Origin of the sequence: Hyphomonas neptunium ATCC 15444 (assembly GCF_000013025.1) — a bacterium.
GTDB lineage: Bacteria > Pseudomonadota > Alphaproteobacteria > Caulobacterales > Hyphomonadaceae > Hyphomonas > Hyphomonas neptunia.
Map to the genome: position 1 here is coordinate 1,774,737 of NC_008358.1, position 16,389 is coordinate 1,791,125.

Sequence of the window (16,389 nt, forward strand, 5' to 3'; positions counted from 1 at the left end):
GCTCAGAAAATCTGCTTGAGCAGCGCAGCCGTTACAGGATCGGCGGCAATCTCAGGGGTTTTCAACACCGCCTTGATGCGCCCGGCCATCGTCTTGCCACGCTCCACGCCCCACTGGTCGAAGGGGTTGAGGCCCCACAGCTGTCCCGCAAAATATGTGCGGTGTTCATACAGCGCCACCAGCGCGCCAAACGCCTCAGGACCGAAACTGGCGTGGGAAAAGAGGGTGGAAGGCCGCCCGCCGGCATGCACTTTCTGCGGGGCGACCGCGTCGCTTATCCCCGGCTCCTCAGCGCGTACTTCCGCGATGCTACGGCCGTTCGCGAGCACTTCGGCTTGTGCCAATGCATGGGCGGTCAGCGCGTCGAGCCCCTCAGAATCTCTGTTGTAGTCAGGCGCCAGGATGAACTCGCAGGGCACATCCTGCGACCCTTGATGCAGCCACTGGTGATAGGAGTGCTGACCCACAGATCCTTCGCCGCCCCAGAGGGCTGGCGCCGTAGGCGGAGCCACCGAATTGCCTTGGGAATCAACGGACTTTCCGTTCGATTCCATCTCCAGCTGTTGCAGATATGTCGGCAGCAGCCGCAGGCGGTTGGCGTAGGCCAGCAACACCCGCATCGGCTTCTCGCGGATCGAGGTATTCCAGAAATCGAGCAGCGCCAGCCGCATCGCGGCATTCTGCGCCAGCGGCGCCGTACGTACATGTTCATCCATCTCATTGGCGCCATTGAGAATGCTCCGGAAATTCTCAGGCCCCAGATAAATCATGCAGGCCAGCGACGCCGCCGACCAGAGCGAAAATCGCCCTCCGACGGAGATTGGCATGTCGAAGGTGTAGGCCGCGCGCCCGCCAAGCCAGGCTTTGGCCTTGTCCGGATTGGCCGTCACTAAGGCCAGATGCTTGCTGGCATCATCTCCCAGCTTTTCCTCCAGCCACCGGCGCGCACGCCCCAGATTATAAAGGGTTTCTTCGGTGCCGAAGGATTTGGAAACGCCTACCACCAGCGTGTTCTCGGGTTTCAGCCCCGCCATGGCGCGGTCGAGATCATAAGGGTCTACGTTCGCCGCAAAGCGCAGCTTGATGGCGGGGTGGGCGAGGTCTTCGAAGGCATCCGCAATCAGCCGTGGCCCGAAATCCGATCCGCCAATGCCGATGTGCAAGACTGCGGTGAAGGCTTCGCCGCCGGCCGTGCGCACTTCGCCGGTTTGAACTTTCCCTGCAAATTCAAGCGCGTCGATGACGCTCTGCCGGACACTTTCTGCTTCGCCCATCAGGCGGGCGGGCGCGCGCAATGCCCAGTGCAGGGCCGGGCGGCCCTCAGACGGGTTCACAATGGCTTCGCCAAAGAGGGCCTCTGCGGCCTTTGTCAGCCGGGCCTCGGCGCCAAAGTCGAGCAGGCTTTGCTCCGCTTCAGTGTCGAGGAAATGCCGCGCCAGGCTGATTTTCCAGCCCGCTGCGGACAGGGGCTCGGTGCCGGCACGCGCGGCTGAAAGAGCCTTCAGGGGCTGCCGACTCAGGCGGGCGGCGTGCACTTTGAGTTCGTTACGCATTCGGTCCTCAATTCCCTAAAGGCAGACCGGCTGCTTATCGGCTGCGTCGTTTGGCTTCGCAAGGCCTGCAGAGGCGGAGCTTTCCCCCGCAAAACCCCGCTTGAAACCCTTGTCACACATGGCTATTAGGCGCCGCTTGAAGGCTGTATGGCCCGAGATCAATCTAGGTTGAACCTGTCCGGCGGGCCGGACGAACCCAAATATAGGAGAGGCCCGATGGGCAAGGCAAAGTTTGAGCGTAACAAGCCGCACGTAAACATTGGCACGATTGGCCACGTTGACCACGGCAAGACGACGCTGACAGCGGCGATCACGATCACGCTGGCGAAGACCGGTGGCGCGACGGCGAAGAATTACGCCGACATTGACGCGGCGCCGGAAGAGAAGGCACGCGGGATCACGATCAACACGGCGCACGTCGAGTATGAGACGCCTGCCCGTCACTATGCTCACGTCGACTGCCCCGGCCACGCGGACTATGTGAAGAACATGATCACCGGCGCGGCGCAGATGGACGGCGCGATCCTGGTGTGTTCGGCCGCTGACGGCCCGATGCCGCAGACGCGCGAGCACATCCTTCTGGCCCGCCAGGTTGGCGTGCCGGCGCTGGTGGTGTTCCTCAACAAGGTCGACATGGTCGACGATGAGGAGCTTCTGGAGCTGGTCGAGATGGAAGTGCGCGAGCTGCTTTCGTCCTACAACTTCCCTGGCGACGACATTCCGATCATCAAGGGCTCGGCTCTGGCGGCTGTTGAAGACCGCAACCCTGAAATCGGCCAGGAGCGTATCCTGGAGCTGATGGCCGCTGTGGACGAGTACATCCCGACGCCTGAGCGTCCGCTGGACAAGCCGTTCCTGATGCCGGTTGAAGACGTGTTCTCGATCTCGGGCCGCGGTACGGTTGTGACCGGCCGGGTTGAGCAGGGCATCGTCAAGGTTGGCGAAGAAATCGAGATCGTCGGCATCCGCCCGACGGTGAAGACGACCTGCACGGGCGTTGAGATGTTCCGCAAGCTGCTCGACCAGGGCCAGGCTGGCGACAACATCGGCGCGCTGCTGCGCGGTGTTGACCGTGAAGGCGTTGAGCGCGGGCAGGTTCTCTGCAAGCCGGGCTCGATCACGCCGCACACGCTGTTCGAAGCCGAAGCCTACATCCTGACGAAGGAAGAGGGTGGCCGTCACACGCCGTTCTTCACCAACTACCGTCCGCAGTTCTACTTCCGCACCACCGACGTCACCGGCATCGTGAAACTGCCTGAGGACAAAGAGATGGTTCTGCCGGGCGACAACGTGAAAATGGATGTCGAGCTGATCAACCCGATCGCCATGGACAAGGGCCTGCGCTTCGCCATCCGCGAAGGCGGCCGTACCGTCGGCGCCGGCGTCGTCTCCGAAATCAAGAAATAAGCTTCTCGCTCCGGCGAAAAGTGAAGCGGGCGGCAGGCAACTGCCGCCCGTTTTCTTTTGTAGCTAACTAAGCGCGGTCCACGATGGCCGTGCCCTTTGGCCCGCCTTCTTCGATGTCGACACCGAAGGTTTCGAGAAAACGGCAGACCATCATGTAATAGCCGATCAGCAGGACGAGTTCCTCCAGCCCGGCGAGACCGAAATGGCCCTTGGCCGCCTCAACCTGCGCATCAGAAGGGTGGGGGTGGGCGACGAGATGATCGGTGAAGCTGAGCGCGATCCGTTGTTCCTCGGTCAGCCCCTTGGCGTCAGGGCCTTCCTTAACCGCTTCGATCAGCGCCGGTGTCATGCCGACGGCCAGCCCGATGGCTTCATGCTGCGTCGTTTCGTAGAGCGCGCCCGAAAGATAGCCCACGCGCAGCACCACGCATTCGCGCGTTACCGGGTCCATCTTGCCCTTGATGAGGAAGGCTGTGCCCATCGAAACAAAGGGTTTGAGCATGTGCGGGGCATGCGCCAGCATTTTAAAAACGTTCAGCGGGGCGAGATTGCTGAGCAGTTTATCGCCGCCGGGGGCGAACATGCTGAGGTCTTCGGGGTAAGGCAGGCGTGGCATGGTATGGAAACTCCCTTGTGACTTTATCAGGCACAGGCTTGCAGCAATCACAGAGTTGGGGCAAATGCCTTCCAGCCTTAGGGGTATAGCTCAGTTGGTAGAGCGGCGGTCTCCAAAACCGCAGGCCGTGGGTTCGAGTCCCTCTGCCCCTGCCAGGCCTAATTCCAGATTTTTCAAGACGGTGGCCTGGTGCTTTTCAGCACCTGGGCCCCCTTGTCATTCGTGACGCAGCGGCAGAGACCTTGAGGGAAGCAATCTGCGGAGTTTCCCATGAGCCCTGAGACGCAACCCTGGTGGCGCGGCGCTGTGATCTACCAGATTTATCCGCGCTCTTATCAGGACTCCAATTCGGACGGGGTGGGCGATCTGCCGGGTATTACCCGCCGGCTGGATCACATCGCTTCCCTTGGCGTCTCCGCGATCTGGATTTCGCCGTTCTTCAAGTCGCCGATGAAGGATTTCGGCTACGATGTATCGGACTATTGCGATGTCGATCCGGCGTTCGGGACGCTGGCGGATTTCGATACGCTCATGGAGCGAGCGCGCAGCCTTGGCCTGAAGGTCATTATTGATCAGGTGTATGCTCACACATCTGACGCGCATGCCTGGTTTGCTGAAAGCCGGGCATCGCGGGCAAATCCCAAAGCTGACTGGTTTGTCTGGCGCGATGCAAAGCCTGATGGAACGCCGCCCAATAACTGGCAGTCCGTTTTCGGCGGTCCGGCCTGGACCTGGGACGCGCGGCGCGGCCAGTATTTCATGCACAACTTCCTTTCCAGCCAGCCTCAGCTGAATGTCCATAATCCGGAGGTTCAGGACGCGTTGCTAAGCGTGGCAAAGTTCTGGCTGGACCGGGGCGTGGACGGTTTCCGGCTCGATGCGATCAACTTCGCCATGTTCGATCCCGAATTTCGGGACAACCCACCCTGGCCTGCGGAAGGGCGCACGATCACCCGGCCGTTTGACCTTCAGCATCACATTCACAACCAGTCCCATCCTGATATTCCGGTATTCATGGAACGGGTGCGCGCCCTGGCCGACACCTATGGGGATATTTATACCGTAGCAGAGGTGCCGGGCCCCGATCCGCTGCCGGAAATGCGGGCGTTCACGTCCGAGGGCCGGCTAAGCTCTGCCTACAGTTTTGATTTTCTTTACGCCAAATCGCTTTCGCCGCGGCGCGTAAAAGCTTCCCAGATGAACTGGGCGGGGCCGTTGAGTGAAGGCTGGGCGGCATGGGCCTTTTCCAATCATGACGCGCCGCGCTGCATCAGCCGTTGGTGTCCGCCCGGCGGTGATCTTGAAGCGTATGCCAAGATGACCAATGCGTTGCTGCTGTGCCTGCGCGGCAACCCGATCCTCTATCAGGGAGAGGAGCTGGGTCTCACCCAGGCAGAGATTGCTTTTGAGGATTTGCAAGACCCCGAAGCCATCGCCAACTGGCCGCTGACACTGGGCCGGGACGGTGCGCGCACGCCGATGCCCTGGATCAACGACAACAGCTATGCCGGGTTCTCCGAAGTCAAACCCTGGTTGCCGGTGGGCGCGGGCCACGCCTTGCGGGCGGCAATGGCCCAGTATGGGCAGCCATTTTCCGTGCTCGAATTTACCAGGCTCGTAATCTCACTGCGCAGCAGTTCCGACATTCTGAAGTTCGGAAGCGTCAGCTTTCCAGAAACTCAGGGCGACCTGCTGGCCATTGAGCGTCGCCTCGGAGAGGACCGTCTCCTCTGCCTCTTCAATCTGGGGATCAAAGCTGTGTCAGTGGACGTCGCCCTGCCAAGGTTCGCCACGACACTGCTGTCTTCGGATGGGCGACTTGAGGGGCCTGAAAATCTGCCTCCATTTGGAGTCTGGATTGGAACTGTCGGGCCGCACTCCGACTGACCAACGTTGTCATTTTGATCCAAAGCGACTTATAAGACCTGGAACGGCTTCGGGTATCCCGAAGCCCCCTCAGAAAGGAAGCGCCCACGGTGGCAAAGTTCGTTCCTGTTGAAGCCTTCGACATCGTCATCTTTGGCGGCACGGGCGATCTGTCCCGCCGCAAGCTGCTTCCTGCGCTCTATCACCGCTGGGTGGATGGCCAGATTCCGGAAAACTCGACGATCGTCGGAACGGCTCGCTCCGAGCTGGATGCGCAGGCTTATCGGGACCTTGCGCGGGAAGCTTGCGAGAAAGCCTCAGGCAAATCGTGGGACGCTGACGCTTGGGAGAAGTTTGCTCAGATCCTCCATTATGTCGCGATCGATGCGACCGATCCGGAAGGGGATTGGGAGGGGCTCAAGGCCAGGCTGAAGGCAGAAGATGGCCGTCCACGGATATTCTATCTGGCAACGTCGCCTCACCTTTATGTCGATATCTCCCGCGCGCTGGGAAAGGTCGGCCTTGTGGACGGCATGTGCAGGGTCGTGCTGGAAAAGCCCATCGGTACGGACCTTGCATCCGCGCAGGCGATCAATGACGGCGTCGGCGAGGTGTTCACCGAACGGCAGGTATTCCGTATTGACCACTATCTGGGCAAGGAAACCGTCCAGAACCTGATGGTTTTGCGCTTTGCCAATATCCTGTTCGAACCGCTCTGGTCGCAGAATTATATCGATCACGTTCAGATCACTGTCGCTGAAGATCTCGGCCTTGAAGGGCGGGCCGACTATTACGACCGGTCCGGCGCGCTGCGCGACATGGTCCAGAACCACCTGTTGCAGCTCCTGTGCCTCACGGCGATGGAGCCCCCCAACGACATGGATGACGACGATATACGCACAGAAAAGATCAAGGTTCTGAAGGCCCTGCGGCCGGTATCGTCTCAGGATGCAAAGCGGCTGACCGTGCGCGGGCAATACGCGGCAGGCATGCATGCGGGCAAACCGGCTAAAGGCTATGTCGAGGAGCTCTCCGAAACCGGGGGCAGCAAGACCGAAACATTTGTGGCCATCAAGGCAGAGATCAACAACTGGCGCTGGACGGGCGTGCCATTCTATCTGCGCACCGGAAAACGCATGTCGTCGCGCCATTCCGACATCGTGATCCAGTTCAAGCAGGCGCCCCACAATCTGTTCGGTGAGCAATCGGGAAATGTAAACCAGCTTGTAATCCGTCTGCAGCCGGATGAAGCGGTTCGCCTGTATGTTCAGATCAAGGAACCCGGCCCTGGTGGCCTGCGCGTCAAATCGCTCCCACTCAACCTTTCCTATGCGGAAAGTTTCACCCTACGCTATCCCGACGCCTATGAGCGGCTGTTGATGGATGTCGTTCGCGGAAACCTTTCCCTGTTCATGCGCCGGGACGAGGTTGAGGCCGCCTGGCGCTGGGTTGATGGCCTGATCGATGCGTGGGACACCAGCGGCTATCAGCCTGAAGCCTATCCGGCGGGTACGGATGGCCCGATGTCGGCCGCGATGCTGATGGACCGTGACAATCGTAGTTGGTGGAAAGAAAGCTGAAGCCATGGAATCCAGACTGATCGTTCTTGATGACCGGGAGGCTGCGTCTGTCCTCGCGGCGGAGCTCGCCTCTCTTCACCTGTCCCGCGCAATTGCGAAAGATGGTCATGCCAGTTTCATGGTATCGGGTGGATCTTCGCCCGCCCGTATGCTCAGCCTGCTGTCGCAGGACGCTTTGGACTGGGCCAGCGTCACGGTAGGTCTGGTTGATGAGCGCTGGGTGTCCCCCGATCATCCGGGATCAAACGAAAAGGGTGTGCGCGAAAAACTGCTGAAAGGCCCAGCTGCCGCCGCCCGGTTTATCCCGATGAAGACAGATGATGCCGATCCGGCCAGCGCCGTTGCCGATCGGGCCGCCGCCTATGCGCCGCATGTCTTGCCGATCTCCTGCATTCTGTTGGGAATTGGCCCGGACGCGCACACGGCGAGCTGGTATCCCGGATCGATGGGGCTGGATCAGGCGATGTATCCCGAAGAGGGCGCCATCATAGCGGCCGTCGATGCGGGAAACACGCCCGTCTCCGGAGACTTTCATCAGCGCATGACGCTCACCGCCGGTCCGATTTGCAGCGCAGCCTCCGCCATCCTGCTGATGTTCGGCGAAGACAAGCGATCCGCTCTCGAACAATCTCTCAAGGGCGATGAAAAACAGTTCCCGGTGCGCCGCGCCATTGAGGGTCTGGGTAGACGTCTCTCCATCATCTGGGCACCCTGATCATGACCCCACTTCATCCGGTAATCGCAGACGTCACGCAGCGGATAGAGGCCCGCTCCAGAGACTCGCGCGCCGCCTATCTCGAGATGATCCGGTCGCGCAGGCCCAAGACCTTCGCGCGCACACGGCTGCACGAAGGCAATATTGCCCATGCCTCCGCAGGCTGCGCAGTCATCGAAAAGTCTCAGGTCCTCGGCGCAGGCTGGCCAGTCATCGGCATCATCACCTCCTACAACGACATGCTCTCGGCCCATGCGCCGTTTGAGAATTTCCCGCAGATCATCCGTGAGGCGGCGCGCGAAGTGAACGCAGTCGCGCAGGTGGCAGGCGGGGTGCCGGCGATGTGTGACGGCGTCACGCAAGGGCAGGAGGGCATGGAACTGTCGCTGTTCTCGCGCGACATCATCGCCATGGCATCGGCCATCGGCCTCTCGCACGATTCTTTTGACGCGGCGCTGCATCTGGGTGTCTGCGACAAGATCGTGCCGGGGCTCGTGATCGCGGCCCTGCGCTTTGGTTGGCTCCCGTCGATCTTCGTCCCCGCCGGTCCGATGCCTTCCGGCCTGCCCAATCCGGAGAAAGTCCGTATCCGGCAATTGTTCGCCGAAGGCAAAGTAGACCGCAGCGCTTTGTTGAAGGCCGAGGCGGAAAGCTACCACTCGCAAGGCACCTGCACGTTTTACGGCACAGCAAACTCAAACCAGATGATGATGGAGGTGATGGGCCTGCATCTTCCTGGCGCGGCCTTCACCAATCCCGGTACACCCCTGCGCGCCGCGCTCACCCGCGCCGCCACGCAGCGCGCCGCCGCCATTACAGCGCAAGGGGATGACTACCGCCCCGCTGGCGAAATGATCGATGCCCGCTCCATCGTCAACGCCATCGTTGGCCTGATGGCCACGGGTGGCTCCACCAACCACGCTCTGCACATCCCCGCGATGGCCGCAGCTGCGGGGCTTGATGTAACGCTTGAGGATTTCGCAGACATCTCGCATGTCACCCCGCTGCTCGCGCGGATCTATCCCAATGGCGGCGCCGACGTGAACCACTTCCACGCGGCGGGCGGGATGGGCTTTCTCGTGCGCGAACTGCTCGACGTTGGCCTTTTGCACGGTGATGCGCCGGCTGTTTCAGGCACGATCGCTGATTATGGTCAGGAACCCTTCTTGAAGGATGGCGATCTGGCCTGGCGTCCTGCGCCGGAAACGAGCGGAGACCTGGACGTGCTTCGCCCGGCAAGCGATCCGTTTTCGGCCGATGGCGGCCTTCGGCTGATGGATGGCCCGCTTGGGCGGGGCGTTTCCAAGGTGTCCGCCGTCAAGCCGGAAAACCGCATCGTTGAGGCGCCAGCCATCGTGTTCGACACGCAGGAAGCTCTGCGGGAAGCGTTCGATGCGGGGCGTCTTGATCGGGATTTTGTTGCGGTGGTCCGCTTTCAGGGGCCAGCGGCAAACGGAATGCCGGAATTGCATGGGCTGTCGCCCGTGCTCGGCGTGCTCCAGGACCGGGGCTTCAAGGTTGCCCTCGTCACCGATGGGCGGATGTCCGGCGCCAGCGGGAAGATAACGGCTGCCATTCATGTGGCGCCCGAAGCGGCGCGGGGCGGCCCGCTGGCGCGGGTTCAGGATGGCGACATCATTAGGGTGGACGGAGAATCAGGCCGGCTGGAGCTCAAAGTGGATCAATCAGAATTTGCGGGCAGGGCGCCGGCTGAATTCCGCCCCAACCGGCCCGCAATGGGGCTCGGTCGTGAAATGTTCGATCTTTTCAGGCAGTTCGCCAGCACAGCCGATTCCGGCGCCAGCCCTTTCCGCTTCCTCGGTCAGGAAACCTGAAGGATGGAAGGTTCCGTCCTGGTCGGAGATGTCGGCGGCACAAATGTGCGCTTTGCCCTCGCGGCGCGCCGGAACGGCGCTCTGAGTATCGAGCATTTTCAGAAGTTTCAGGGAGATGATTTCGAGTCGTTTGAGGATGCTCTGAAGCAGTATCTGGACAAGACAGGCGTGAGGGCAACTGTAGCCTGCTTTGCGATGGCTGGCCCTGTAAGGGATCAGAAAGTCACGCTGACAAACCGGGCAAAATGGCAAGTTTCATCGACGGGATTGGAGGCGCGATTCGGCTTTGAGGCCGTGCGCCTCATCAATGATTTCCAGGCAATGGCCCGCTCGGTGCCAGAATTCTCCGTCTCGTCATTTGAGGAAATCCTTCCGGGAACGTCCCAGACAGGCGCGCCGATGCTGGTGGCGGGGCCGGGCACAGGATTCGGCGTGGCAACGCTGCTGGCAGGCGCGAACGGTCAGTGGAGCGTCGTATCGGGCGAAGGTGGCCATATGGCCTACGCGCCGCGCACAGACATCGAGCATGATCTGGCGCGGCTGTTGGCGCGCGATCATGGCTATGTGTCGAATGAGTTGGTCGCCTCCGGCAGCGGTCTTGAAGAGGTTCATCGGGCATTTTGTGAGATATTTGATCGCGATTGTCTCAATTTGTCTCCGGAAACGATGCGTCAACGGGCGGATGACGGCGATGAGATGTTCCAAACGCTCATTGAAGTGCGGGCACTCGCTGTCATGGGCGCGGCAGGTGATCTCGTGCTGGCAAATGGCGCCCTGGGCGGGGTCGTGCTGGCGGGCGGGGTCAGTGAGCGTATTTCTGAGTTCCTGAAAACGCCCCTCGCGCGGCAACGCTTCACCTCTCGTGGCCCCATGAGTGACTACCTTGAGACTTGCCCGGTGTGGCTGATGCGCGATGCATCCGCGCCCCTGATTGGCGCCGCAGCCTACTTTGAACAGCCTTCCCGAATCTAGTTGCGAATTAATCGCAAATTCAGGGGCTTCCTGCGCGCTCCGTGACCGACAGCCGCACTTGGTGACCCGTGAAATTGCGTTTCAGCAGGATATACTGCGAGGCGCTGTGATTACAGTTGAGCGTCAGTTGCGCCGGGCGGGAAACCGTCCTAATCGGGCGGCAACGCAATGGGAGCAAATGCGCTATGACGGATGTTGAACGGCTCGCCCTCGACTATCTACCGGTCATCATCTTTCTGGTGATCGGTGCAGCGATTTCCGGTCTTTTCGTGATCGGAAACGTGCTCCTGGCGCCCTCTAAGCCGGACCCGGAAAAGAATTCGGCCTATGAGTGCGGTTTCCCGGCTTTCGATGATGCGCGCATGAAATTCGACGTGCGATTCTATCTCGTCGCCATTCTCTTCATCATTTTCGACCTCGAAGTCGCTTTCCTGTTCCCGTGGGCCGTCAGCCTCGGTGAGATCGGTATTCTCGGTTTCTGGTCTATGGTGGGTTTCCTGGGCGTCCTGACGGTCGGCTTTATCTATGAATGGCGCCGTGGCGCGCTGGAGTGGGAATAATGTCTGACAACTCCTACAAGCCCTATGCGCTCGGTGCAGCGCGGGCAGGGGTCGATGGCGGGTTCAAGCCCGGCAATGACGATCCGTTTTATTCGGGTCTCTCCGACCAGCTGGCTGACAAAGGCTATTTCACCGCTGCCGCAGATGACCTGATCAGCTGGGCACGCACCGGCTCGCTGATGTGGATGACCTTTGGTCTCGCCTGTTGCGCCGTTGAAATGATGCATGCCGGCAACCCACGCTACGATCTTGAGCGCTTCGGCATGGCCCCGCGCGGGTCGCCGCGGCAGTCGGACGTGATGATCGTCGCCGGTACGCTCACCAACAAGATGGCGCCCGCCCTCCGCAAGGTCTACGACCAGATGCCGGAGCCACGTTATGTGATCTCGATGGGCAGCTGCGCCAATGGCGGCGGGTATTACCATTACAGCTACAGCGTCGTTCGCGGCTGTGACCGGATCGTTCCTGTGGATATCTACATCCCAGGCTGCCCGCCCACCGCTGAGGCGCTCGTCTACGGCTTCCTTCAGCTGCAGAAGAAGATCCGCCGCGAAGGTTCGATCGAACGCTGATGGTGACGATGATGGATACTCAGGCGCTTTCCGATCTTGCCGCCCATATCGAAGGGCGCATGCCCGATGCTGTGCGTAGTTGGCAGATCCATGTCGGCGAACTCACGCTGCTCGCCGAGCGGGACCATATTGTCCCGCTGCTTCGCTTCCTGCGCGACGATCAGCAATGTAACTTTGAAACCTTCATCGATGTCTGCGGCGTGGATTATCCCGAGCGCTCGGAGCGTTTCGAGGTGGTCTACCACCTGCTGTCGATGCGCATGAACCACCGCATCCGCGTGCGTATCCGCACCGATGAGGAAACTGCGGTGCCCAGCGTCGTGTCCCTCTGGCCGGCCGCCAACTGGTTCGAGCGCGAAGCGTTCGACATGTATGGCATCCAGTTTGCCGACCATCCCGACCTGCGCCGCATTCTGACTGACTATGGCTTCGAAGGCTGGCCGCTCCGCAAGGACTTCCCGCTGACGGGCCATTACGAGGTGCGCTATGACGACCTCGAGAAGCGCGTGATCTACGAGCCGGTGAAGCTCGCCCAAGAATACCGCAATTTCGATTTCCTCTCGCCCTGGGAAGGCATGACGACCGTCATCCCCGGCGACGAGAAAGCGAAGGAAGGCTGATCAGATGGCCGACACCGTGCACATCGCAGACATGGACGACCGCAAGTTCACGCTGAACTTCGGCCCTCAGCACCCCGCCGCTCACGGCGTGCTCCGCATGATCCTCGATCTCGACGGCGAGATCGTTACCCGCGTGGACAGCCATATAGGCCTTCTCCACCGCGGCACGGAAAAGCTGCTCGAATACAAGACCTACCTGCAGGGCATGCCGTATTTCGACCGGCTCGATTACTGCGCGCCGATGAACCAGGAGCATGCCTGGTGCCTCGCCATCGAGAAGCTTCTCGGTGTCGAAGTGCCCCGCCGCGCCAGCATCATCCGCGTCATGTACTCGGAAATCGGCCGCATCATGTCCCACCTCCTCAACGTCGGCACCGGCGTGATGGACGTCGGTGCCCTGACGCCCATTACCTGGTGCTTCGAGGAGCGCGAGAAGCTCTGCGTCTTCTACGAGCGCGCCTCTGGCAGCCGGATGCACGCGGCCTATTTTCGTCCCGGCGGCGTCCACCAGGACCTGCCCCAGCGCCTGATCGACGACATTGCGACCTGGTGTGACCAGTTCCCCGGCAAGCTCGACCAGATCGAAGGCCTCGTCACCGAGAACCGTATCTTCAAGCAGCGCAACGTGGACATTGGCGTAGTCGACCAGCGCACGATCCTCGATTGGGGGTTCAGCGGCGTCATGGTGCGTGGTTCGGGCCTCGCCTGGGATCTGCGCCGTTCGCAGCCTTACGAGTGCTACAGCGAACTCGATTTCAAAGTCCCGGTCGGCCGCCACGGCGACAATTACGACCGTTATGTCTGCCGCATGGATGAGATGCGCGAGTCCGTGAAGATCATCCTCCAGTGTATCGACCTGATGGCCAAGGACGGCCCCGGTCCAGTCCTGCTGGCAGGCTCCAAGCTTTCCCCGCCACGCCGGGCTGACATGAAGAATTCGATGGAAGCGCTGATCCATCACTTCAAGCTGTACACGGAAGGTTTCCACGTTCCGGAAGGCGAATGCTACGCTGCCGTCGAAGCGCCCAAGGGCGAGTTCGGCGTGTATCTGGTGGCCGACGGCACAAACCGTCCCTACCGCGCCAAAATCCGTGCGCCGGGCTATCCCCACCTCCAGGCCATGGACTATCTCTGCAAAGGCCACCAGCTGGCCGACGTCTCGGCCGTTCTCGGAACGCTCGACATCGTGTTCGGGGAGATTGACCGTTGACCGCGTCTTTCGACCTCATCCAGCGCCAGCTTGACGCCTACAATGCGCAGGACATCAACGCCTTCCTCGCCTGTTATGCTGACGACGCAGAGCTCGCGACCCTCAATGGTGGCGTGAACCAGAAGGGCCTCGACGCCATCCGCAAGCGCCACGAAGACCTCTTCGCCCAGTTCCCACAGAACCGCGCAAAGCTCGTCAACCGCATCGATCTGGGCACAACCGTGATCGACCATGAAGCGGTCGAGCGCTCGCCCGGCGGTGAAACCTTTGATGTGGCCGCCGTCTACACTCTCCGGGATGGCAAGATTGCCCGTGTGGACTTTGCGAGGGCAGGGGCGGTCTGATGGGCGTTCTGCCGGAACAGCGTGTATCGGTCATCACCGTCGGGGTCCGTGACCTCGCCGGCATGATCCGTTTTTACACGGAAGTTTTGGGTTTCGAGGATCGCGGCGTCAAAGGCGAGGTCGCTTTCTTCAATGCAGGCGGCCTGGTGATCGGGCTCTGGGACGAGACCAAGCTCGCCGCCGACGCCGGCGTTGCAGACGACCGTAAAGGCGCCTTCAAAGGCTTTGCCTTAGCATTCAATGCGCGGTCTACGGATGAAGTAGACGAGATTTTTCAGCGGCTGGAGCGCGCAGGCGCGCAAATATCCAAGCCGCCGCACAAGACATACTGGGGCGGATATTCCGGCTACTTTGCGGACCCTGAAGGGAATGCCTGGGAAGTGGCTCACAATCCGTTCTGGCCAATTGACGAAGCGGGCCGCGTCAGCATCCCGCTTGCGAAGGAGCAGTAGATGGCATTGCGCCGGTTTGATCTCGAGGCGGGGGGCGACAGCTTCTCGTTCAAGTCCGAGACGGAAGAGAAGATCACATTCTGGCGGGCAAAATACCCGGCAGACAAGCAGCGTTCGGCTGTCATCCCGATGCTGTGGCTGGCGCAGAAAGACAATAATGGCTGGCTATCCGAGCCTGCCATGCGCGAAGTCGCAGACCGTCTGGAAATGCCCTATATGCGGGTCTACGAGGTCGCGACTTTCTACACGATGTTCCGCCTGCAGCCGGTCGGTAAATTCCACGTCCAGCTCTGCGGTACTACGCCTTGCCAGCTTCGCGGCGCCGAAAACCTCAAGGAAGTCTGCACCCGCGAGATCGGCAAGCAGATGTATGTGACCGACGATAAACGTCTGTCCTGGGAAGAAGTCGAGTGCCTGGGCGCTTGCGTGAATGCGCCGATGGTTCAGATCAATGACGACTATTACGAAGACCTCACGCCGGACTCGCTGGCCCAGATCATCGGCCGTCTGAAGAATGGCGTGGAAGTTACGCCCGGCCCGCAGATCGACCGCGTGAACAGCGCGCCCGAAGGGGGCAACGCAACACTGACTGAACCTGCCCTGTTCGATGGCAGCCGCAATTCCGTCAGTACGCTTCCAAACCTTCCGGAGCCCCCGGCGCCCGAGCCGGCGCCCAAGCCAGAAGCGACGGCAGAAGCTACCGGCCAGCCAGAAAAATCTGCGCCGACGAATACCGATCGCGAAGAGCCCTCCAGCAAGGACATCAAGGAATAGGCCATGTTGCAGGACAAGGACCGCATTTTCACAAACCTTTACGGCCTTCATTCGCCGGACCTCGAAGCTGCGAAGAAGCGCGGCGCGTGGCATCTGACACGCGAGATGCTGGAGCAGGGGCCGGACTGGATCTGCAACCAGATCAAGGCGTCCGGCTTGCGCGGCCGCGGCGGCGCCGGCTTCCCGACGGGCCTTAAGTGGACCTTCATGCCCAAGGAAGTGCGCGATCGCCCGCACTATCTCGTGGTGAATGCCGACGAGTCCGAACCCGGCACCTGCAAGGACCGCGAAATCCTGCGCCACGATCCGCATCTGTTGATCGAAGGCTGCATGGTCGCCAGCCGCGCCATGCGCGCGCACGCCTGCTACGTCTATATCCGGGGCGAATATATCAACGAGCGCCACGCGCTGGAGAAAGCCGTCAAGGAAGCCTATGAGGCAAAGCTGATCGGCAAGGACAATGTGAATGGCTGGGATTTCGATCTCTACGTCCATCACGGCGCCGGCGCCTATATCTGCGGCGAAGAAACTGCGCTGCTCGAAAGCCTTGAGGGCAAGAAGGGCCAGCCACGCCTGAAGCCGCCATTCCCGGCGAACGCGGGCCTCTATGGCTGCCCCACCACGGTGAACAACGTTGAGTCTATCGCCGTTGCGCCCACCATCCTGCGGCGCGGCGCGCAATGGTTTGCCGGCTTTGGCCGCCCGAACAATGCAGGCACCAAACTGTTCTGCATTTCCGGCCATGTGAACACGCCGTGCAATGTCGAAGAAGAAATGTCGATCACCTTCCGTGATCTGATTGAAACCCATTGTGGCGGCATTCGTGGCGGCTGGGAAAATCTGAAAGCGGTCATTCCGGGCGGTTCGTCGGTTCCTATGGTTCCGGCTGAGCAGATTATGGACGCCCACATGGATTTCGACACGCTCCGGGATCTGAAATCGGGCCTGGGCACAGCGGCCGTGATCGTCATGGACAAGCAGACAGACCTTATCCGTGCCATCGCGCGCCTGGCTTACTTCTACAAGCATGAGAGCTGTGGCCAGTGCACGCCGTGCCGGGAAGGCACCGGCTGGATGTGGCGCGTGCTGGAACGTATGGCACGCGGCGAGGCCGAGCATGACGAGATCGACACGCTGCTGGATGTGACCAAACAGGTCGAAGGCCACACGATCTGCGCCCTTGGCGATGCAGCTGCCTGGCCAATTCAGGGCCTCATCCGCCACTTCCGCCATGAAATCGAAGACCGCATCACCCAGTACCGTCTGCCGCGCGCGATGGTGCAGGGCGCCGTGGTCACGGCAGCAGAATAGAG

General features: G+C 60.9%; 16 protein-coding genes and 1 tRNA gene. 15 read left to right on the forward strand and 2 right to left on the reverse strand.

The features are described from left to right. Positions 1–2: 2 nt before the first annotated feature. On the reverse strand, positions 3–1,553 hold the full coding sequence (pgi, locus tag HNE_RS08555; RefSeq protein WP_011646738.1) for a glucose-6-phosphate isomerase: 1,551 nt from the start codon (positions 1,551–1,553) through the stop codon (positions 3–5). A 216-nt stretch (positions 1,554–1,769) separates the two neighbouring features. Between pgi and tuf the strand changes: the two genes are divergently transcribed. Further along, positions 1,770–2,960, forward strand: coding sequence for an elongation factor Tu (gene tuf / locus HNE_RS08560; protein WP_011646739.1), 1,191 nt, complete (start codon positions 1,770–1,772; stop codon positions 2,958–2,960). 67 nt (positions 2,961–3,027) lie between these two features. Here the strand turns inward: tuf and HNE_RS08565 are convergent, their stop codons facing one another. Next, a complete protein-coding gene (locus tag HNE_RS08565) occupies positions 3,028–3,576 on the reverse strand; it encodes a carboxymuconolactone decarboxylase family protein (RefSeq protein ID WP_011646740.1) in 549 nt (182 codons plus the stop codon). A gap of 79 nt (positions 3,577–3,655) precedes the next feature. Here HNE_RS08565 and HNE_RS08570 point away from each other — a divergent pair. From HNE_RS08570 to nuoF, 14 genes are all read left to right on the forward strand, one after another. Then, positions 3,656–3,731 (forward strand) — tRNA-Trp (locus HNE_RS08570). 115 nt (positions 3,732–3,846) lie between these two features. Beyond that, the gene (locus tag HNE_RS08575) at positions 3,847–5,463 is read left to right on the forward strand and encodes an alpha-amylase family glycosyl hydrolase (protein WP_011646741.1); all 1,617 of its coding nucleotides are present in this window, start codon (positions 3,847–3,849) and stop codon (positions 5,461–5,463) included. Between the two features lie 89 nt (positions 5,464–5,552). Continuing rightward, entirely contained in the window at positions 5,553–7,022 is a 1,470-nt protein-coding gene (zwf, locus tag HNE_RS08580; RefSeq protein WP_011646742.1) for a glucose-6-phosphate dehydrogenase, read from the forward strand. Positions 7,023–7,026: 4 nt separating this feature from the next. After that, positions 7,027–7,737, forward strand: a complete 711-nt coding sequence (gene pgl / locus HNE_RS08585) for a 6-phosphogluconolactonase (RefSeq protein ID WP_011646743.1) — start codon at positions 7,027–7,029, stop codon at positions 7,735–7,737. A 2-nt stretch (positions 7,738–7,739) separates the two neighbouring features. After that, positions 7,740–9,572, forward strand: coding sequence for a phosphogluconate dehydratase (gene edd, locus HNE_RS08590; protein WP_011646744.1), 1,833 nt, complete (start codon positions 7,740–7,742; stop codon positions 9,570–9,572). Between the two features lie 3 nt (positions 9,573–9,575). After that, on the forward strand, positions 9,576–10,544 hold the full coding sequence (locus HNE_RS08595; RefSeq protein WP_011646745.1) for an ROK family protein: 969 nt from the start codon (positions 9,576–9,578) through the stop codon (positions 10,542–10,544). Between the two features lie 185 nt (positions 10,545–10,729). After that, positions 10,730–11,104, forward strand: coding sequence for an NADH-quinone oxidoreductase subunit A (locus HNE_RS08600; RefSeq protein ID WP_011646746.1), 375 nt, complete (start codon positions 10,730–10,732; stop codon positions 11,102–11,104). Further along, positions 11,074–11,676: a NuoB/complex I 20 kDa subunit family protein gene (locus HNE_RS08605; RefSeq protein WP_162467551.1), complete on the forward strand. Its 603-nt coding sequence runs from the start codon at positions 11,074–11,076 to the stop codon at positions 11,674–11,676. The genes HNE_RS08600 and HNE_RS08605 overlap by 31 nt, the downstream gene beginning before the upstream one ends. Positions 11,677–11,687: 11 nt before the next feature. Further along, the gene (locus HNE_RS08610; RefSeq protein ID WP_011646748.1) at positions 11,688–12,296 is read left to right on the forward strand and encodes an NADH-quinone oxidoreductase subunit C; all 609 of its coding nucleotides are present in this window, start codon (positions 11,688–11,690) and stop codon (positions 12,294–12,296) included. Between the two features lie 4 nt (positions 12,297–12,300). Further along, a complete protein-coding gene (locus tag HNE_RS08615) occupies positions 12,301–13,506 on the forward strand; it encodes an NADH-quinone oxidoreductase subunit D (RefSeq protein WP_049755091.1) in 1,206 nt (401 codons plus the stop codon). Continuing rightward, on the forward strand, positions 13,503–13,850 hold the full coding sequence (locus HNE_RS08620) for an SgcJ/EcaC family oxidoreductase (protein ID WP_011646750.1): 348 nt from the start codon (positions 13,503–13,505) through the stop codon (positions 13,848–13,850). Before HNE_RS08615 ends, HNE_RS08620 begins: the two co-directional genes overlap by 4 nt. Next, positions 13,850–14,302, forward strand: a complete 453-nt coding sequence (locus tag HNE_RS08625) for a VOC family protein (RefSeq protein WP_011646751.1) — start codon at positions 13,850–13,852, stop codon at positions 14,300–14,302. Before HNE_RS08620 ends, HNE_RS08625 begins: the two co-directional genes overlap by 1 nt. Next, positions 14,303–15,076 (forward strand): NADH-quinone oxidoreductase subunit NuoE, encoded by a 774-nt coding sequence (gene nuoE, locus HNE_RS08630; protein ID WP_011646752.1) that lies wholly within the window; start codon positions 14,303–14,305, stop codon positions 15,074–15,076. Positions 15,077–15,079: 3 nt separating this feature from the next. Further along, on the forward strand, positions 15,080–16,387 hold the full coding sequence (gene nuoF, locus HNE_RS08635; RefSeq protein WP_011646753.1) for an NADH-quinone oxidoreductase subunit NuoF: 1,308 nt from the start codon (positions 15,080–15,082) through the stop codon (positions 16,385–16,387). The last annotated feature ends 2 nt before the right edge of the window (positions 16,388–16,389 follow it).